The sequence below is a fragment of the Pedobacter sp. AC379 genome (genome assembly GCF_979258145.1).
This window is the reverse complement of the sequence record NZ_OZ409839.1, coordinates 5,122,908-5,143,188: the sequence shown is the minus strand read 5'-3', so window position 1 is coordinate 5,143,188 and position 20,281 is coordinate 5,122,908. Positions and strand designations below refer to the sequence as shown.

Below are 20,281 nucleotides of genomic sequence, written 5' to 3'. Positions count from 1 at the left end.
TGATTTAAACCAATTCTTTTTGAACCAGGTATTCGGCAATCTGAACTGCGTTGGTTGCTGCTCCTTTACGCAAGTTATCAGCAACAATCCAAAGGTTTAATGCTTTAGGGGCCGATTCATCTCTACGGATACGGCCTACAAAAACTTCATCTTTTTCATGTGCATCTTTCGGCATTGGGTATTTTAAGTTGGCAACATCATCAACAACTATGATACCTGGCGATTTTTCTAAAATACTACGTACTTCAGCTAAATCGAAATCATTTTCAAACTCGATGTTAACTGATTCGGAGTGGCCGCCCATTACCGGGATACGAACAGTAGTAGCGGTAACTCTGATGTTATCGTCGCTCATGATTTTGTTCGTTTCCTTAACCATTTTCATTTCTTCTTTAGTGTATCCATTATCCATGAAAACATCGATATGAGGAAGAACATTTAAGTCGATTTCGTAAGGGTAAGCCTTAGGACCATCAATGCCTTTACGCTCATTCATTAACTGCTCTACCGCTTTAACACCTGTACCGGTAACCGATTGGTAAGTAGAAACAATTACACGTTTAATTTTGTATTTATCGTGCAAAGGCTTTAAAACCACCACCATTTGTATAGTAGAACAGTTTGGGTTGGCAATAATTTTATTATCAATAGAAAGTTCGTGTGCATTTACTTCCGGTACAATTAATTTAATTGCAGGGTCCATTCTCCATGCAGAAGAATTATCAATTACCGTTGTTCCGGCTTCTTTAAAACGTGGAGCATGCTCCAATGAAGTATTTCCACCTGCAGAAAAAAGAGCGATATCTGGTTTCATGCTGATCGCAGTATCCATGCTAACGATTGGGAACTTCTTACCCTTAAAAGTAATTTCCTTACCAACGCTCTTTTCTGATGCTACGGGAATTAACTCTGTTAAAGGGAAATTTCTTTCCTCCAATACTTTTAACATTACAGTGCCTACCAATCCGGTGGCACCTACTACTGCTACTTTCATTTTAAATTTTAATTATATTTTATTAAACATTTGATATAAGTCCAAATATGCTAAAAATTAAGCTTATATCCCCATTGTTACCAATTAAATTTGCTTTTTATATTTCAAATCTTAGTTTTTCGATAGAAAATAAGGTGTAAGAATTAAGCATTAATTCGATTTAGCTGGAATTAAAATGTATTAATCAGAAAGTGAATGTTAAGCTAGCGTTTTAGAAACGCTGCAGCTGGTAAGGCATGCCTGAATTTATTTCAGGATCTGTACCGCAAGAAAGTTGATGATCATTTGGTAGCGACGAGGGAGTTGAAATACTTTTCTACCAGGAAAATAATCAGCATTACGTTTTGAATGTGAACCCCGCAGATTTAGAACCTGCGAGGTATATTCAATTTAAATTAAGTTGGCTTTGATATAATCGCAGCTCGTTTTAATTGAACCGATTGGATTTGGCTGATAATTGGTTTCGTGTTCTACAAAGAAATGTTGCATACCCGAAAGTTTTGCCTGGGCAAAAATGGCTTTAAAATCGATAGAACCTTTACCTACTTCTGTATTCCATTCTGGTTTCGTTTTGTCCATATCTTTAACATGCCACATTGGGAAACGGCCAGGATATTTTTTAAATAATGCCAGCGGATCGTTACCTGAACGGACAGCCCAGTATAAATCTAATTCAAAATTTACCAGATTTTTGTCTGTTTCGGTTAAATACACATCATAACCAGTTGTATCCCCTAATTTTTTAAATTCGAAATCGTGGTTGTGATAGGCAAATTTTAAACCACTTGCTTTTGCAATTTCTGCAACTTTATTAAAGTCGCTTGCGGTTTTCTTAAAACCGTCTGCACCCTTGCTTGTATCAACAGATGCACCAGCGATGGTAAAATATTTACCGCCAATTGCTGCTGAAGATTCTATATCAGCTTTCAGCCTGTCTGTTTTACCTGTTTTTACAAAATCATCCATGTGGTAATGGCCACTTGGTGCTTTTAAGCCGTTTGCATCTAATAAAGCCTTAAATTCTTTTGGCGTTAAGCCCCAGAATTTACCGTTTGAAAAACCATAGGTTTCTACTTCTTTATACCCGGCCTGCGCTACTTTTTCGATCACACCTTTTACATCTTTTGGCAATTCATCACGTAGGCTATACAATTGCAGGCCAACGTTTTTAGTCGCTTTATCAAAAGCAAATGATGGGATTAGCAATGCGGCACCCGCAGCTAAACCTGCCTGTTTTAAGAATGTTCTTCTTGAATTCATCATTTAAATAATTTCTTTTTTAATGTATGCGCAGCTTGCTGCAACAGATTCCATTGGATTTGGCTTATAATTGGTTTCGTGCTCTACAAAGAAATGTTTCATGCCCGAAAGTTTGGCTTCTGCAAAAATTGGTTTGAAATTGATTGATCCTGTTCCCACTTCAGCATTTAAGGCAGGGTTTGTTTTATCCATATCTTTAACGTGCCACATGGTAAAACGACCTGGATTTTCTTTAAATAATTTTATCGGATCGTTTCCAGATCTCACTACCCAATATAAATCAAGTTCAAAATCAACAAGATTTTTATCCGTTTCTTTTAGCAAAATCTCATATCCAGTTGTATCTCCCTGTTTTTCAAATTCGAAATTGTGGTTGTGGTAAGCCAATCTGATACCTGCTCCTTTTGCCAGTTTACCCGCTGCGTTAATTTTTACAGCAAGTTTTTTATAGTCGTCGGCAGTTTTTCTAATGCTTTCATCTAACCAGGGTATGGTAACATATTCACTTCCCAATACCTTTGCAGCGGCAATAGCAGCTTTTAATTCTTCGGTATTGCCATCGGTTAAATAGCTGCCTAAACCATAATGGCCGCTTGGTGCTTTTAATCCGTTTTCATCAAGCAGTTTTTTAAACTCAGCAGGGGTTAGGCCCCAAAATTGATCTTTAATCGAAAAACCATAGGTTTCAACTTCTGCAAAGCCTGCTTTTGCTACTTTGGCAATTGTTCCTTTAACATCTTTTGGCAACTCTTCTCTTAAAGAATATAATTGCAAACCAACTGATTTTTTATCGGCAGCCAGGCAAGCAAATGATGGCACCAATAGTGCTGCAGCGGCAGCCATACTACTGTTTAGTAGAAAACTTCTTCTTGATAACATAGGTATATATTTTAGATGTCGCAGATTGCAACTGCCTTTTTTAACGAAGCAATTTTATCCGCATTTTTAGGTATAAATTCTTGTGCAACGAAACCTTTAAAGCCGGTTTCGGCAATGGCTTTCATTATTGCAGGATAATATAATTCCTGCGTATCATCAATCTCGTTTCTTCCAGGAACACCTGCGGTATGGTAATGAGCAATGTATTGATGGTAATCTCTGATGTTTCTGATTACATCTCCTTCATCAATTTGCATATGATAGATATCATACAACAATTTAAAATTTTCTGATCCTAAACGTTTGCAAAGTTCAGCCCCCCATGAGGTTCTGTCGCATTGGTAATCTTTATGGTTAACTTTACTGTTTAAAAGCTCCATTACCAGCACTACATTGTGCTTTTCTGCCAGTGGCATTAATTGTTTTAAGCCTTTAACGCAGTTGTTCCAGCCTGTTTCATCATCTTTACCACGGCGGCTTCCGCTAAAGCATATCAGGTTTTTGTATCCTGCTGCTGCAACAAGCGGAATCATTGCGGTATAATTTTGGATTAACTTATCATGAAATTTTTCGTCGTTAAAACCATCAGTTAAATTAATTTCGGCACCATTGCACATGGTAGATTCCAAACCATGTTTTTTTAACGTAGGCCAATCTTTCGGACCAACGAGATCAATACCTTTAATACCGATTTTTTTGGCTTCAACACAAAGTGCTTCTACATCAAAACTGCTAAAGCACCAACGGCAAACCGCATGGTTAATCGTTCCTTTTAGCCTTAACGGCTGATCTGATTCTGGTTTATCCATTGCTAATGCTGAAAGACCTGAAGAAACACCAATTGCAGCGGTTCCTGCAATGATGTTTTTGAGTGCGTTTCTTCTATTTACGTTCGAGGCCATTTTAAACTGCTTTAGGTGCTATTTCTGACTTGGTTTTATCGTTAAATAGTAACGCAAACAACAAGAATACTGCGGCTGCAATTCCTGCCGGAATAATCCAAACCATTTTCCAGTCGGTTACCTCGCCAGTTTTGTACATATCTGTAATTAATCCCGCCACTTTAAAGCCGATAAGCATACCCACACCATAAGTTGCAAGGGTAATGATTCCTTGTGCTGCACTTTTAATTTTTTCTCCTGCTTTTGAGTTGGTATAAATCTGACCGGAAACAAAGAAGAAATCGTAACAAACACCATGAAGCGCAATACCGATAATTAACATGAAACTAAGGTTACCGGCATTACCATAAGCAAATAGTACATAACGTACAGCCCATGCCAACATACCAACTATAATGGTTTTTTTAAAGCCGTATTTAGAAAAGAATACTGGTATGGCAAGTAAAAACAATGCTTCTGAAACCTGGCCTATGGCCATTTTGCCTGTAGGATTGGAAACCTTGATATCTGCCAAGAAAAGGCCAGCATTTTGATAATAAAAGGCTAAAGGGATGCAAATTAAGATGGATGAGATGAAGAAAACAGCAAAGTTTTTATCTTTTAATAGTTTTAAGGCATCTAAGCCTAAAATGTCTCTTAATTTTATTTTTTCGTCTTTAGCAACTTTTGGAGGGGTTGCAGGTAAGGTAAAGCTAAATAAGCTCAATGCCAGGGAAGCAATTCCGGCCATTAGGAAAGTACTTTTTAACATTCCTGCCTGAATTCCTTCAGGTGAATCCCAGTGGAATGCAAAACTGATTAACAAACCAGCAATGATCCAACCAATGGTACCAAATACCCTGATGTTTGCAAATTCTTTTTCAGCATCTTTCATTTGGTTAAAAGAAACTGAATTCACTAAAGCAAGGGTTGGCATAAACAAAATCATGTACCCTAATACGTATGGATAAAAAACACTTACATCTGGTGCATTATACATCTGATACATTAAAATAGCACCAATAATGTGTAATACTCCTAAAATTCTTTCGGCGTTAAAATACCTGTCGGCAATTAAGCCGATTATAAAAGGGGCAATAATTGCACCCCATGATTGGGTTGAAAATACGGAGCCAATTTCTGAATTGGTTGCTTTTAGGTTGTTGCTCAAAAAAGCGCCTAAAGTTACAAACCATGCGCCCCAGATAAAAAATTCCAGAAACATCATGGCAGAGAGTTTAAAGCGAGTAGTGCTATTCATTTGGTTTATATAAGGTTATATTATGGTATTAGGTTAATGGTTTATGCTGTAAGGTTTAATACGAAAGCGGGTAAGCTTTATGCTTTCCCGCTTTCTAATTCCAATTTATGGTTAAGCGAAGGAAAAGAAACCTTCAGCTTTACGCCTTAAACCTTGATTAAAGTTCTTTTATTGAGATGTTTTTGTACCAAACTTCATCTCCGTGATCTTGTAAAGCAATTTTACCGGTTTTAAAAGTGCCCCAACTTTCCCATGTTGCAAATTTGCTTCCTGCTACAATTTTTTTCCAGTTATCATCCCAAAGCGTAGTTTTTACAACTTCAACTCCGTTTAAAATTAAAGTTAATTTGCCTTTTTTGCTAATAATTTCTGCTTTATTCCATTCACCAACTGGTTTAACAGGTTCTGAAGTGCTTTTTACCAGGTCGTATAAATCGCCTGCACGGTGTTTGGTTATTTTTCCATCCGGGTGACCATCGTTATCAATAACCTGCATTTCTAAGCCTGTAGAGTAAGTTGCGCCATATTTAGGTTCTTCGTGAACATAAAAAATCAATCCACTATTTGCTTTTGGTGCTACTTTCCAATCATATTTTAAATGGAAATCTCCGTATTCTTTATTGGTCACTAAATCGCCACCGCCATCGGCGCCTTTTTTAGCTAAATCCAGGTGTAAAGCACCATTCTGTACTTGCCAACCGCTACCAACGGTAGTTTTGTTATAAGTATGCCAACCGGTTGTTGTTTTACCGTCGAACAATGGTTTAAAGCCTTTTTGCGCTTTTGATATTTGTGTTACTGCAAGTAAGATACAAGCAGAAAGAAAGATTTTTTTCATTTTTTTAAGTTTAAACCTCGCAGATTTAATTCGGGGTTTTTATTGTTTTCAAAGGCCTCATTGAGGACTTTGTCGTTTAAAAACCTGCGAGATTTGTGGATTTATTAAAGTGTTAAATTGTTCCAGCCTTTGCGGTACTCGCGTTTTACAAACTGGTTGGCTTCTTCGAAATTGGTTACTTTCATATTGTCATTATCCCAAAGCATTTTGGTATACCTGCCTGGGTAAGTAACTTTATCACCTACAGTTTTTTGGATATCAAAGCTTCTGATTGCAAGATTGGCCATTAATAAAGCTTCTGTAAGCGGACCAGCAATTTCGAAAGGCGAACTTACTTCTTGTTTACCATAACCGGCAATTGCTGCTTCTACCCATTGTTTGTAGTGTCCGTTTGCACCATCAGGTACACGTGCATACTTTTGTGCAACTTTAATGTCTTTATTTCTGCTTAAAGGCAATAATTTTGGATTTGCACTATAAGTTTCCGACATCATTTTGCCTTTTGTACCAACAAATAGGGTACCGTTGCCACCATCACCAAAAGTTTCGTTTGCTTCTAGTTCTTCAGGGCGTTCTGGCTGGATACCACCATCCATCCAATGTAAAGTTACATCACCTTTGGTTTTATTTGTTTTAGGAAACTTTAAGGTAACATGACTTGATGGAGGGCAACTTTCAGGGAAATAACCGCGTTTAAATTCATCTACATAAACAGAACCAACACTTGCTTCAACTTCTTTGGCGTATTTTAAATTCAATACACTAAATGGAGCTTCAATCAGGTGACAGCCCATATCTCCAAGGGCACCCGTTCCGTAATCCCACCAGCCACGCCAGTTAAATGGAACTAATTTATCAACGAAATCTTTTTCAGGAGCTGTGCCTAACCATAAATTCCAATCTAATTCTTTCGGAATTTCAGCCTTTTTGTTTGGCCATGGAATACCCTGAGGCCAAACCGGGCGGTTTGTCCACGCATATACCGTATGTACATCGCCAATTAAACCTGCTTCATACCATTCTTTCATTTGGCGCGGACCATCATTTGATGCGCCCTGATTACCCATTTGAGTAACTACCTTATATTTTTTTGCAGCAGCGGTTAAAATACGTGCTTCATAAATATCATGCGTTAAAGGCTTTTGAACGTAAACGTGTTTGCCCAACTGCATAGCCGCCAAAGCTTGAATGGCATGGTTATGATCTGGAGTGGAAACAGAAACAGCATCGAAATTTTTATGTTCTTTATCTAACATTTCGCGCCAATCTTTATAGTATTTTGCTTTAGGGAAAGCTTTAACACTATTGGCTGCGCGGCGGTCGTCAACATCACATAAAAAAGCAATATCTGCCTTTCCGCTTTTGCTGAACATGCTGAGGTCGCTTTCGCCTTTTCCGCCAACGCCGATTCCGGCAACTAATAAACGGTCGCTAGGTGCTAAATAACCCGGCCCGCCCAAAACGTGGCGTGGTACGATCATAAATGCTGCGGCAGCAATTGCCGAAGTTTTAATAAAATCACGGCGGTTACTCGTGTTTTTATTTTCTTGCTCTGTTTTCATACTAGTAAATCGATTTGCTAATTTGGTTAAATTATTTTTTTAGGGATAAAATGTACTTCACCATTAATTTTGCATCGTCTTTTTTAAGGCTGGCATGGGCTGTCATTGGTAAATTACCCCAAACGCCGGTACCACCTTTAATAATTTTATCGGCTAACATATTGATGTTTTTCTCGGTAGCCGGATATTTTTTTGCGATTTCTACATAAGCAGGACCGATAATTTTATTGGTTTTATTGTGGCAACCTAAACAATCGTTTTTATTGATCAATTTTTCGCCTGGATTTGACTGAAAAGCAGCATGATTTGTCATTGTTGCTGTTGCAACCACAGTTTTCTCTTTCGATAAGTCCGCTTTTGAAAAAGACGCCATAAAAATGACTACAGCGCCTAGAACTAAAAATGTTTTTTTCATATGTGTGTATTGTTTTAATAAGATTCAAGCTTGCATAAGCGGTTTTTTGTTTTATTTGTTAATGCTTATGCAGGTTTTCATCCTGGGTGTGTTTTGTGTTTTTTAACCTTATAATCCTAATATTTTTTTATTGAAAGCACTATCACTTCCCGATGCAGCAAAATCATCAAATGCTTTATCGGTTACGTTAATGATATTCTTTTTAATAAATTCTGCACCTTCACGGGCACCATCTTCCTGGTTTTTAATACAGCATTCCCATTCCATTACTGCCCAACCTTTAAAGTCATATTGGGCCAATTTACTAAAAATGGTTTTAAAATCAACCTGGCCATCGCCTGGCGAACGGTAACGTCCGGCTCGGTTTGCCCAGCTTTGGTATCCACCAAAAGTGCCTTGTTTGCCTGTAGGATTAAATTCTGCGTCTTTTACGTGGAATGCTTTTATGCGTTCGTGGTAGAAGTCGATGTATTGAATGTAATCCAATTGTTGCAACACAAAGTGAGATGGATCATACAATAAGCATGCCCGAGGATGATTATTTACCGCAGCAAGGAACATTTCGTAAGTTTCGCCATCAAATAAATCTTCTCCCGGGTGTATTTCATAGCAAACATCAACGCCGCATTGGTCAAATTCGTTTAAAATTGGAGTCCAGCGTTTTGCCAGTTCTGCAAAACCCTCTTCAACCAATCCTGCAGGGCGTTGTGGCCATGGATGGAAATATTGCCATAACAATGAACCACTAAAAGTAGCATGCGCGTTTAAGCCTAAGTTTTGAGAAGCTTTTGCTGCATATTTCATTTGTTGTACTGCCCATTCTGTTCTTGCTTTTGGGTTTTTGTGTACTTCTTTTGGTGCAAAGGCATCAAAAAGATCGTCGTAGGCCGGGTGTACTGCAACCAATTGCCCTTGTAAGTGGGTAGATAATTCGGTAATTTCTAAACCGTAGGATGCAATTTTGCCTTTGAGTTCATCTGCATAAGTTTTACTCTCAGCTGCTTTTTGGAGATCGATAAATCTTGTGTCCAGGGTAGGCATCTGAATGCCTTTAAAACCTAATCCGGCGGCCCACTGGCAAATGTTATCTAAAGAATTAAACGGAGCTTCGTCGCTTATAAATTGAGCTAAAAATACTGCTGGTCCTTTTATAGTTGTCATGGTGGATTGTTATAATTTATAATCTAACCATTTCTGATCTGACTGGCTTGAGGCTACTACATTTTCGATAAAAGCCATACCTCTTATACCATCGTCACAGCTTGGGAAATCTAACATTTCTGCCGTTGGCTGTTCATTGTTTAGTTTCGCATTTACGGTTAGGGCAAAGTTTTTATAAATATTCGCGAATGCCTCTAAATAACCTTCAGGGTGCCCACCTGGGGTGCGGGTATTGTGCTGAGCAAAGCTGCCCATGTAACCATTTCCTGTTCTGTAAATCTGGGCTGGTGCATTTAACCATTTTACAATTAAGGTATTTGGTTCCATTTGGTGCCATTCCATGCCACCTTTTTCGCCATAAACTTTAATTTTTAGTGCATTTTCTTCGCCTGCAGCAATTTGCGAAGCAATTAGTACACCGTTTGATCCGTTATCGAATTTTAACAGTACGTTACCATCATCATCAATTGCTCTGCCTGGCACAACAATACTTAAATCGGCACAAATTTTTGCAATTTTTAAGCCAGATATGTATTCGGCCAAATGTGCGGCATGGGTACCAATATCGCCCATACTACCACTTTTACCGGTTTTTGACGGATCGGTGCGCCATGCGGCCTGTGCATTTCCTTCGCGTTCTGAAAGTGTGCTTAACCACCCTTGAGGATATTCTACAATAATTTTTCTGATTGCGCCCAGAGCACCCTCGCTTACCATTTGTTTGGCCTGTTTAACCATTGGGTAGCCCGAATAGGTGTGGGTTAAGCATAATGTTAAACCAGTTTCTTCTACTTTAGCTTTTAGCTGTTTTGCTTCTTCTAAGGTTAAGGTCATTGGTTTTTCAATTACCACATTAAAACCTTTATCCAAAGCCATCATAGCAGGGGCAAAGTGGGCAAAATTTGGGGTAACAATAGTTACAAAATCAATTCTTTCATCTGCTGGCAATTCACTTTCTTTGGTCAGCATTTCTTCGTAATTGGTATAAATCCTGTTGTCTGGTAGAAAAAGTATTTTTCCAGATTCATATCCAATTTCAGGATTTACACTTAAAGCTCCGGCAGTTAATTCGATCAGGCCATCCATATTGGCAGCCAAACGGTGTACGGCACCGATAAAAGCGTCTTTTCCACCGCCTATCATGCCCATTCTTAATTTTCTTTTCATGTTTATAAAGGTGAGGGGTTTGAGGTTTAAGGCGAAGGATATTTCCCCACTTCCTTAAAAACCTGTGCCTTTAACCTGTCTAGATGTTTATTCTTATATAAATACTTATGAGATAAGGCTTAATGCTCAGGCTAATGTTTCTATACCATAAGACCTTATGTCACTTACCTCTTCCAGAGGTTTTTTATGTCGTCTATTTTAAGCTAAAGGCTTAGGGTGTAAGGAGTTTAAACCCCTACACCTTAAGCCTTTTACCTGAAACCTTTCTATATGTTCTTTTTCTTTAATTCTTTTACTGCATAATCACAAGCGCGTGCAGTTAAAGCCATAAATGTTAATGATGGATTTTGGCAGGCGATTGATGGCATACATGATCCGTCGGTTACGAAAACATTATTTACCTCATGCATCTGGTTAAATTTGTTCAATACCGAAGTTTTTGGATCGTTACCCATTCTGGCTGTACCTTGTTCATGGATGGCCATGCCCGGATAACAGCCGTTATCGAATGTTTTGATGTTTTTCATGCCTGCTTTTTCTAACATTTCAGCTGCATCGTTCATCATATCCAAACGCATTTTTTTCTCGTTCTCTTTGTATTCGCAATCAATTGCCAATACCGGCTGTCCCCATTTATCTTTTTTGGTTTTATCAATGTAAACCCTGTTTTCGTAGTAAGGTAACATTTCTCCAAAACCACCCAATCCCATTGTCCATTTACCTGGCGTGGTCATTTTTTGTTTCAGATCTGCACCGAATGAAAGCTCTGCAACATCACTTTGCCAGTTGCTTCTGCTTGCTCCGCCCTGGTAACCAAATCCACGTAAGTAATCACGCTTATCGTTGCCAATGTTTTGATACCTAGGTACATATATTCCGTTTGCACGGCGGCCGTAAGTGTATTTATCATCAAAGCCTTCTGCTTCTCCATTTGCTCCGCAACGGAAATGGTGATCCATCAGGTTATGACCTAACTGACCGCTTCCATTACCCAAACCATTTGGATGAGCTTCAGAAGTGGAGTTTAACAACACGAAAGTAGAACCCAGTGTAGAACCGTTTACGAAGACAATTTTGGCATAAAACTCCATCGTTTTGTTGGTTTCTGCATCAATTACCATTACACCTTTTGCTTTTTTGGTGTCTTTATCGTAAATGATATGATTTACGATAGAGTATGGCCTAACAGTTAACCTTTTTGTTGCCATAGCAGCCGGAAGGGTAGAAGATTGGGTACTGAAATAAGCCCCAAACGGACAACCGCGGCTACATAGGTTCCTATACTGGCAATTGCCACGGCCTTTGTGGGGTACAGTTAGGTTGGCAACACGGCCAATCATAATTATGCGTTCTTTTTTATAATGTTCTTCTACGCGGGCTTTTACCGATTTTTCTACAATATTTAAATCCATTGGGGGTAAAAACTCCCCATCCGGGCAAGTAGGCCAGTTTTCTTTTGAACCACTGATGCCCGCAAACCGTTCTGCATAATCGTACCAAGGGGAAAGTTCGGCATAGCGAATTGGCCAATCATTTCCATGACCGTCTTTTTTATTGTCTTCAAAGTTATGATCGCTAAAGCGGTAACTCTGGCGGCCCCACATTAATGATTTTCCACCTACATGGAAACCGCGGTACCAATCGAAGCGTTTATCTTCGGTATATGGGCATTCTAAATCATTTACCCACCATTTTTCATTTGCTTCCTGGTACGGATAATCTCTTTTTTGTACCGGGTGGGTACGTTTTTGCTCTTCGGTTAGTTTGCCTGCATGTTTAAAATCCCATGGATTTTTCATTGCTGTTTCATAACCGGTAATGTGTTCGATGTTCATTCCTCTTTCGAGCATTAACACGCGCAATCCTTTTTCGGTAAGTTCTTTTGCAGCCCAGCCGCCACTAATCCCCGATCCTATAACAATAGCATCGTAAGTATTTTCTTCTTTTAAATTTGTATTTAAATTCATGATGTTTTGTAGTTGTGGTTAGAAATTAGGTTGCCCAAGATTTTTGACCTGGTTTTAATGGTGCATTGCCATCATATCGGCCCGGAATAAGCACATATTCGCGTGCTTTGGTACAACCAATTTCTGAAGAATAATAACCGAGCAGGGTTAAATCCCTTGCGGTTATGAAAAAGTAAGCCAAATCTTTATTTTCTTCTGATCTGCTTTCTTTTTGTGCAAGCGCAATGGCTCTTAAATCGATCATTAATTTTTTGCGGTCGGCTGGTGTTAAAGTGACATAACTTTTTCCAAAATCTTTCATTGATTTAGCCTGAAGATCTTTAAGTCCCTTTGCAAATGAGGTTTGCATTTCAGCGGGATAACAATCTTTCATCATCATAGGAATAAATTTCCCTAAGCCAGCGGCCTTGGCTCCGGCAGATGATTTGGTAGTTGGAACAATAATATCAGCGAATTCAGCAAAAATTTTTTCGTCTTCTAATGAATATAGAACGAAGTTTTTTTCATTTTCGGGGAGCGTAAAACTTTCAAACAAAACGCCCATTGTACTTGCCGAGATTGCTCCTCCCAGCAAAAATGCAACGTTTTTGAGTGCTTCTCTTCTGTGCATCGTTTTTATGATTTTATATATTGGTTACTTATGTGTTGAATTAGTAATATTAGAAAAAATATAATAGAAAGAGTAATTTTTTGTGGTTAAATTATCAGTCTGCAATGTGATTGTTACCGGATAGAATAATTCTAAACAACTGTTGTTTTCTTGCTCTGTACCCATTTAGAGGCATGTTTTACAATAAATTTACTTGGTGTAAAAAGTACATTTAGTACAGGCAAGTTTATTATTTACTAATAAATTTAAAATTGGCATTATTTTATGCGCAAAATCTGCTTAAAGCAGATTTTTTTTGATGTAATTATAGCTTTCTGAAATACTTTCGTAAGGTTCTTTTTTTATGATATCCTGTTCGGTAAAAATGTAATCTACACCGGCAAGTTTTGATGCTGCGAAAATGCGCTTAAAGTCGATTCTGCCAGCTCCAACTTCAACAAAAACAGCCTTATCTGTTTTATCCATATCCTTAACATGGAACATTTTATAGCGGCCTGGATTTTTCCTGAACATTTCTACCGGATCTAACCCGGCATTTACTGCCCAGAAAATATCCAATTCAAAACCCACTCTTTTGGGATCGGTTTCTGAGAGCAGAATCTGGTAACCGGTAACACCTGCCCCCTGATCTTTAAATTCGAAGTTATGGTTATGATAGGCTAATTTTAGACCTGATTTTTCACAAAGCAAAGCTGCTTCATTAAATTTCGATGCCATGCGTTTATAGTCATCCAAAGTGCCATTGGCCCTAATATCAGTTGGTAATGCGGGTATTACGAAATATTTCTGGCCAACTGTTGCTGCCGTTTCGATGTGTGATTTCAATACTTTATCATCGCCGGTTGATAAAAATTCGGTTACGTTATAATGTCCGCTTGGCGAGCTGAGGTTATTTGCTTTTAACAAGGTATTAAAATCTTTTGCTGGCAAGCCCCAAAATCCTTTCACTTCGTATTTGCCAGGGTAGCCATAGTAGGTTTCTACCTGGTTATAACCTATTTTGGCTACTTGTTCTATTGTGGCTTTAACATCTGCGGTAAGCTGTTCGCGGAGGGTAAACAACCCTATACCGATTTTAGAAACCTTTGCAGGTGCTGCCATGGCGTTTGTAATTGCTGCCGGACTTAAAAAAGCTGCTGCGCCTGCAACACTTAGCTTTTGTAAAAATGATCTTCTTGTTGTCATGATATTTTTAAATTAAAAAACCGGAGCGTAAACTCCGGTTTTGTTTGTTAGAATGAATAAGCCAATGATCCCCAGAAAGTACGTTGAAGTAATGTTCTGCCAATCATTAATGTGCCAGGGGTTACGGCCGAGAAATCTCTGAACTGATCTCCACGAACGTCTCCTTCTGTCAACACTTTTGCATTTAACAAGTTGTCTGCCCAAAATCTTATTGAAACTTTTTTAGTAAAATTATATCCTGCTCCAGCTTTCATTACTACATATGCAGGTAATTTGTAACTATCGCTAGGCGAAGTAAAACGGCTGCCAACATAGTTTGCCGCTATATATAAGTTAAAGTTTTTGTAATCGTAATTGGCACCAAGCTCAGTATTTAAAACCGGAACACGTTCTGTCCTTTTTCCGGTAAAACTATAGGTGCGATCACCAAATTCGGCCAATACGGCTGCATTTCCTTTAGTTGAGGCTTCGTAATCGGTATATTTAGAATCCTGTAAGGTTCCTGTTAAACGCAGGCTAAGTGGTTTGGCAATTTTGTAAGAAACTTCGTACTCTGCACTAAATGTACGGGTTGATCCAAAAGCAACCAAAGCCTGTGTACCTGCTGCCGTTGTTGGTACATTAATGGTGAGTGATACATTTTTAATAGCAGAATAACTTCCTGAAGCAAAAATAGCCAGGTTGTTTTTGGCATATTTAAAACCTACCTCCCCTAAATAAACAGGGCGTTTTTTAATATTTGCAGGATTAAATGCTGCCGCATTATAATCGCCCACGTTGGGTGCGTTGTATGCTTTTGTGGCCCTTGCAAAAATACTCGAAGTGGAATTGATTTTGTAATTGGCGCCAACAGATGCTGCCCAATTTGTTAAGGTTTCGTTGTATGGGGTGTAACCTAAAATTGTTGCGGTAGCTGCTGCAGTGGTATTTATGGTCCCATTTGAATTTAGTACATAGTAAGGTCTGTCGCCTTTTACATTTTGATTGTCAATTCTCGCACCGATATCTAAACGCCATTTTTCCGAAATTTTAATCTCATCAGAAGCATAAGCAGATAAAGTTCTGGTATCTCCAATAAAAGTATTTTTTGTCTGAATCGTTCTTTCTCCGGCTGTAGGCGATTGCAATAAAATGCTTGGATGTTCTTTAAATTCAGAGAATGAGCGGAACGCATAGCGCAAATCGTCCCGGTTATATTGATGGATACCTGCACCAATGCCCAAACTGTGGTTTTTGATGGTTTTTTTCAAGTCTAAATAATCCACTATCTGTACATCACTGTTAATCTGTCCGTTTGCTGAAGAAGTAATTACATAATCGCCAGTAACAAATGGAGCAACAGCACCTCCGGGATAATAATAAGGTGTTGCGGCAGTTCTTGCTGCAATTCCGGCGGGAACTGTATATGTAGAATTGGTATGGGTATTTTGGTAACGGAAGTTGTTTACAATCTGCCAACCGCTATCAGTTAAATAATTAAACTGAAAACCTGCTGAACCTAATTTGGTATGGATTCCATCAGTTAAGCTGAAATCATGGTTTCCTGTTGTTGGATCGTTATAACTCCATTCGGTTTGCAATGGCACGATAGATTGCGAAGCCATATCGTAATCGCGGTAAGTGGTTGGTTTCCCGGTACCATCGTATGGATAGTAACTGGTTAGCAAGAACTGAACTTTATCATTTAAATATTTGCCATATACCCTGATAAAGCCTTTATGGTTTTTGAAATTAAAAGTCATGTTACCTTTTATTTGGCCGCCTTGGTTGGCCGGGTTAAAGCCCTGATCTACCACGCCATTGTCAGTACGGTAAAAACCTCCGATGTTGTATTTGATGTTTTCGTTTATTTTTCCGCCAGTATTTCCATCAAAACGGTATAAACCCTGCGAAAAGCCCGTAGTGAATTTAAACTGACCATACTGTTTATCGGCACCAACGTAACTGATGTTGTTTACTACGGCACCTGGTGTATTGGCCTGGATAATGGAAGCATTGCCACCTCGCACCGCTTCAATATTCTGAATGGTTAAATCTGTTTTATAGTATTGATCTACAGAAGGATTGGTGTTGAAACCTGTTGGTAAAAGTGGCAAACCATCTTCCTGGATACCCAGAAAAATATATCCGCCTTGTTGCGGAAAGCCCCTTACCCACACATTTCCCGGTCCATCGCCTCCTGTACTTTCTACTGTTAAGCCTGGTATTGCTTTTAATAAATCGGTACTGTTTAAGGGTGCCCTGTTGGTAATGTCTTTATTGCTTACTGAAGTTAAAGCTACACTACTTTCTAATTTTTTCTTTGGATTACCACCGGTTACCATTACGCTTTCCAACTGGAGGTTATCTTCTGACAGGCTAATGGTTAAATTTTCGTCGGCATTGCCGGGCGATAGGTTTACTTCTTTAGAAATGAAACCCACGTACCTTACTATTAGCACGCGACTATCTACAGTAAGGCCTTTTAAGGCAAATGCACCATTTTCGTCGGTGGTGGTTCCGATTGATTTCCCTTTAACAGTAACTGATACTCCCGGGATGGCATTTCCTTTGCTATCGGTTACTTTTCCGGTTACAATGCCTTCAAAAGCTTTTAATAATTCGAGATTGTTATTGGCGGGAATAGAATAGAGCAGAATCTGGTCTTTAACTATCCTATATCCCACGTCATAACGTTTTAGCGAATTCTCAAGAAAGTATTTAAGCTTTTGGTTTACCACATTAATGGAAACTTTGCGGTCGGAATTTATTAATTGTGGACTGTAAACAAATTTTACATTGGTTAAGTGTTCGGTTTTTTCTATAATGGTTTTAATATCTGTTTGATCAGCCTTGATCGAGATTGGTTTATTCAGAAAATCTTGGGCGTCGACATTTTTGGCAAATGCGCCGCAGGTAAAAATTATTATTGCAAGTACTTGGTAAATCGAAACTCTCATTGCATATATCGCCAGCGAAATAAGTTGATTTTTTTTCATAAATTTGGTTATTGTTCATTAAATGATTGGATTTATTGGACATAGGAATACCATGAATACAATTCTTTGTATTTAACTCGCCGGCAATGCCCCACATTGTCGGCTTTGTTTTTTAGAAAAATATTATGGAAAATGGTGCACTGGTTACGGGCTGTTGGTGTTGTGGTTCTGCTTCATTGTTTTTTATATTTGGTTAGTTTTTATTGGAAACCACAATACTGGTTCCCTGGATGTAATATTTGCTGGATATGGTTCCACAAATTAGGTCGAGCTGCTCATAAAGCCCTTTTTTGCTTAAATCTCCGGTAAAAGTATATGTTGCAATCTGCTCGTTATCAGATCTTATTTCTATTCCGTAGGCTTCTGATAAGGTTTTGAAAATTTCCTTAATACTTTCTTCTTTAAAGTTATAGCTTAAACTTGTTGGTACATTATAGGCTTCGGCCAGCGGAATAGGCTTACTTACCAGTGTTTTATTTAACTGATGGTTTGAAAAAATACCTTTTTGGTTCGGTGTAAGCAGAATTGGCTTAGCCAGTTTTTCTTTGGCGAAAGAGAACATTGAACTTTTCTCATTTTCCCGCACCTGAACTTTTCCTGTTCTAACGGCTACTTGTGCTGGTAGTTGATCAGTAGATGATTTTACCCAAAAGCTGGTACCCAATACACGCACAACCAGTTTTTGATTGTATACATAAAATGGTTTTTTTGGATTTTTGCTTACCGAAAAAAAGGCTGTACCTTTTAAATACACTGTTCTTTTATCGGCAGCAAAAACCTTTGGATAAATAATATTTGCCTGCGGTTTAAGTGTTACTGTACTTGCATCGCTAAGCGTTATAATGATGGGACGATCAGTATCGTTGGTTTTACTTACTAAAGCTAAATTGCCGTTTTCATCAATAAAAGATTGTTCAGCATGGTTATACCGCATTAAATATAAGCCAGCTATAAAAAAGGCAATCATAATAGATGCTGCGATGGCAAACTTTGGCCAAAGCGTTTTAACCTTTACTATTGGTGCAGGTTTGCGTTCAATATTGTTGATGTTAAGCCAAACATTCATTTGCATTTCTTCAAGTGCTGTAGAAGAAAGATCGTTAAAGTTTTTATGATTCAAATTATGATACCATTTATCTACCCAGTGCTTTTCGGCTTCTGTACAGTTTCCACTTTCATAACGGCTGAGTAAATCGTAAAATGATTTCTGGTTCATAAGAAAGAATATTTGGCTTTATACAATACAAGTAACACTGTGGAGGGGAACCCCTAAAGCTAATCGACAAAAAAAGAGAAAATTAAATGTAATTAACTGATAATCAGTTATAAAAAGATATAAAAGTTTTTGATATATTCTTTTATCCGCTTAATTGAGCGGGTAATGTGGTATTCGACCGCTTTTTCGGAAATCTTTAAACCGTTAGAAATATCTTTAGTGGATTGATGTTGGTAGCGGCTAAGTCTGAACACCTCCTGTGTTTTCTCTGGCAACGAATTAATGCCTTTTTCGATGATGGAGGATAAATCGTGCAGATCTACAAGGCTCGCCGTATCCTGGTGGTTTTCTGAGTAAGTTAGGGTTTGGTACTCCATGTATTTATTTTCCATTACCATACTTCTGATGTGGTTGATCACACTTAATTTTAAAGCACCAAATAAATAAGCCTGCAAGTTGTTGATATGTGCTTCCTGCCGTTTTTCCCAAAGGGAAATGAAAATATTTTGCACCAGCTCTTCTGCGATTACCCTGTCGCCTGTTTTTTTGTAAGCCGCCAATAATAATTCTTTACTGTAGGTAAAATATATTTTTTCATAAGCCTGCTTGTCGCCCTTTTTAAGGCTGCTCAGTAAATCAGAAGATTTTTCAGGCTCAAAGGGAGTCATTGGTTATTTGGTTATGCAGGTACGTGTAGTAAATGTATAAAATAATGTCGAAATGTTTAAAGGCGGTTTGCAGTTACTCAATTCAGTTGATCGTTAGCAATTCTCAATTAATCATTTTAAAACAATTAACCTGTACCATTTTCAGTTTGCAATCCACAGGCATCAATTTATCCAGTTAACCTGTTCTTCACATACTAAGTATAAATATTTTAGCGCGTTTTATCTCATTTTTTTACCTTTGCTCAATCTCATAAAAAATATGCAAGAAAAAATTGTTGTTTTAGGCTCTAACGGGCAAATTGGTACCGAATTGGTAACGATGTTACGCAAAATATATGGAGATGACCATGTAGTTGCATGCGATATACGCAGGCCGGATTACGACATTAAAAATTCTGCTCCGTTCGAATTTGTGAACGTACTTGATAAAGAAATGATCAAGGGTATTTTTCACAAATACAAACCTACTCAGGTATATCTTTTAGCCGCATTATTATCGGCTACAGGAGAGCAAAACCCAAAACTTGCCTGGGATTTAAACATGAATGGTTTGCTGAACGTTTTGGATCTGGCATTAGAATATAAAACAGCAAAAGTATATTGGCCAAGTTCTATTGCTGTATTTGGACCGAATTCGCCAAAAGATAATACCTCACAATATTGCATTATGGACCCGAATACAGTTTACGGAATCAGTAAATTGGCAGGGGAGCGTTGGTGCGAATATTATAATCAAAAATATGGATTGGATGTGCGCAGTATCCGTTATCCGGGGTTAATTAGCTGGAAAGCCGCACCAGGAGGTGGAACTACAGATTATGCAATCCACATTTTCCACGATGCATTGAAAAAAGGCAGTTACCAGAGTTTTTTAAACGCAGAAACAGAATTGCCAATGATGTATATGGACGATGCCATTCGCGGAACCATCGAACTGATGGATGCACCTGCAGACCAGATTTCGGTTAGGAGCAGTTATAATTTTGGAGGAGTGAGTTTTACCCCTGAAGTTTTGGCCGCAGAAATCAGAAAACATATTCCGGATTTTACATTAACTTACGGCACTAATGATCCACGGCAGCAAATTGCAAACAGCTGGCCACGTTCTATAGATGATAGTTATGCAGTAAAAGATTGGGGTTGGAAACCAGAGTTTGATTTATCGAAACTGACAGCTGACATGTTAAATAATTTAAAAAAATAATATAAAGGTAGAGGGTTTTAAGGTTGAAGGCGTAA

At 38.3% G+C, this 20,281-nt stretch carries 17 protein-coding genes; 1 reads left to right on the top strand and 16 read right to left on the bottom strand.

What is annotated here, in order from left to right; translation table 11 throughout:
• Positions 1-4 precede the first annotated feature (4 nt).
• The 16 genes from ACZZZW_RS22150 to ACZZZW_RS22075 all read right to left on the bottom strand — a co-directional run bounded on the left by ACZZZW_RS22150 (position 5) and on the right by ACZZZW_RS22075 (position 19,042).
• A complete protein-coding gene (locus tag ACZZZW_RS22150) occupies positions 5-994 on the bottom strand; it encodes an aspartate-semialdehyde dehydrogenase (protein WP_055912460.1) in 990 nt (329 codons plus the stop codon).
• 390 nt (positions 995-1,384) lie between these two features.
• Complete coding sequence (locus tag ACZZZW_RS22145) at positions 1,385-2,257, bottom strand: sugar phosphate isomerase/epimerase family protein (RefSeq protein WP_463496595.1); 873 nt, start codon at positions 2,255-2,257, stop codon at positions 1,385-1,387.
• Entirely contained in the window at positions 2,258-3,133 is an 876-nt protein-coding gene (locus ACZZZW_RS22140; RefSeq protein WP_055912456.1) for a sugar phosphate isomerase/epimerase family protein, read from the bottom strand. It lies immediately after the preceding gene.
• 11 nt (positions 3,134-3,144) lie between these two features.
• Entirely contained in the window at positions 3,145-4,035 is an 891-nt protein-coding gene (locus ACZZZW_RS22135) for a hydroxypyruvate isomerase family protein (RefSeq protein WP_463496592.1), read from the bottom strand.
• Between the two features lies 1 nt (position 4,036).
• The gene (locus tag ACZZZW_RS22130) at positions 4,037-5,275 is read right to left on the bottom strand and encodes a nucleoside permease (RefSeq protein WP_463496590.1); all 1,239 of its coding nucleotides are present in this window, start codon (positions 5,273-5,275) and stop codon (positions 4,037-4,039) included.
• Between the two features lie 157 nt (positions 5,276-5,432).
• Positions 5,433-6,113: a 3-keto-disaccharide hydrolase gene (locus ACZZZW_RS22125; protein WP_463496587.1), complete on the bottom strand. Its 681-nt coding sequence runs from the start codon at positions 6,111-6,113 to the stop codon at positions 5,433-5,435.
• A gap of 104 nt (positions 6,114-6,217) precedes the next feature.
• Entirely contained in the window at positions 6,218-7,675 is a 1,458-nt protein-coding gene (locus ACZZZW_RS22120; RefSeq protein ID WP_055912448.1) for a Gfo/Idh/MocA family protein, read from the bottom strand.
• A gap of 31 nt (positions 7,676-7,706) precedes the next feature.
• Positions 7,707-8,090, bottom strand: a complete 384-nt coding sequence (locus ACZZZW_RS22115) for a c-type cytochrome (RefSeq protein ID WP_055912445.1) — start codon at positions 8,088-8,090, stop codon at positions 7,707-7,709.
• A gap of 108 nt (positions 8,091-8,198) precedes the next feature.
• Positions 8,199-9,251 (bottom strand): sugar phosphate isomerase/epimerase family protein, encoded by a 1,053-nt coding sequence (locus ACZZZW_RS22110; RefSeq protein WP_463496583.1) that lies wholly within the window; start codon positions 9,249-9,251, stop codon positions 8,199-8,201.
• Positions 9,252-9,260: 9 nt separating this feature from the next.
• Positions 9,261-10,418: a Gfo/Idh/MocA family protein gene (locus tag ACZZZW_RS22105; RefSeq protein WP_055912441.1), complete on the bottom strand. Its 1,158-nt coding sequence runs from the start codon at positions 10,416-10,418 to the stop codon at positions 9,261-9,263.
• A 266-nt stretch (positions 10,419-10,684) separates the two neighbouring features.
• Positions 10,685-12,385: a GMC oxidoreductase gene (locus ACZZZW_RS22100; RefSeq protein ID WP_200912328.1), complete on the bottom strand. Its 1,701-nt coding sequence runs from the start codon at positions 12,383-12,385 to the stop codon at positions 10,685-10,687.
• 25 nt (positions 12,386-12,410) lie between these two features.
• Positions 12,411-12,995, bottom strand: coding sequence for a gluconate 2-dehydrogenase subunit 3 family protein (locus ACZZZW_RS22095; protein ID WP_463496579.1), 585 nt, complete (start codon positions 12,993-12,995; stop codon positions 12,411-12,413).
• A 279-nt stretch (positions 12,996-13,274) separates the two neighbouring features.
• Positions 13,275-14,180 (bottom strand): TIM barrel protein, encoded by a 906-nt coding sequence (locus ACZZZW_RS22090; protein ID WP_463496576.1) that lies wholly within the window; start codon positions 14,178-14,180, stop codon positions 13,275-13,277.
• Positions 14,181-14,227: 47 nt separating this feature from the next.
• On the bottom strand, positions 14,228-17,158 hold the full coding sequence (locus tag ACZZZW_RS22085; RefSeq protein WP_463496573.1) for a TonB-dependent receptor: 2,931 nt from the start codon (positions 17,156-17,158) through the stop codon (positions 14,228-14,230).
• Between the two features lie 193 nt (positions 17,159-17,351).
• Entirely contained in the window at positions 17,352-18,374 is a 1,023-nt protein-coding gene (locus ACZZZW_RS22080) for a FecR family protein (protein WP_463496571.1), read from the bottom strand.
• A gap of 107 nt (positions 18,375-18,481) precedes the next feature.
• Positions 18,482-19,042 (bottom strand): RNA polymerase sigma factor, encoded by a 561-nt coding sequence (locus ACZZZW_RS22075; protein WP_463496569.1) that lies wholly within the window; start codon positions 19,040-19,042, stop codon positions 18,482-18,484.
• 259 nt (positions 19,043-19,301) lie between these two features.
• Between ACZZZW_RS22075 and ACZZZW_RS22070 the strand changes: the two genes are divergently transcribed.
• Positions 19,302-20,246 (top strand): NAD-dependent epimerase/dehydratase family protein, encoded by a 945-nt coding sequence (locus tag ACZZZW_RS22070; protein ID WP_463496567.1) that lies wholly within the window; start codon positions 19,302-19,304, stop codon positions 20,244-20,246.
• The last annotated feature ends 35 nt before the right edge of the window (positions 20,247-20,281 follow it).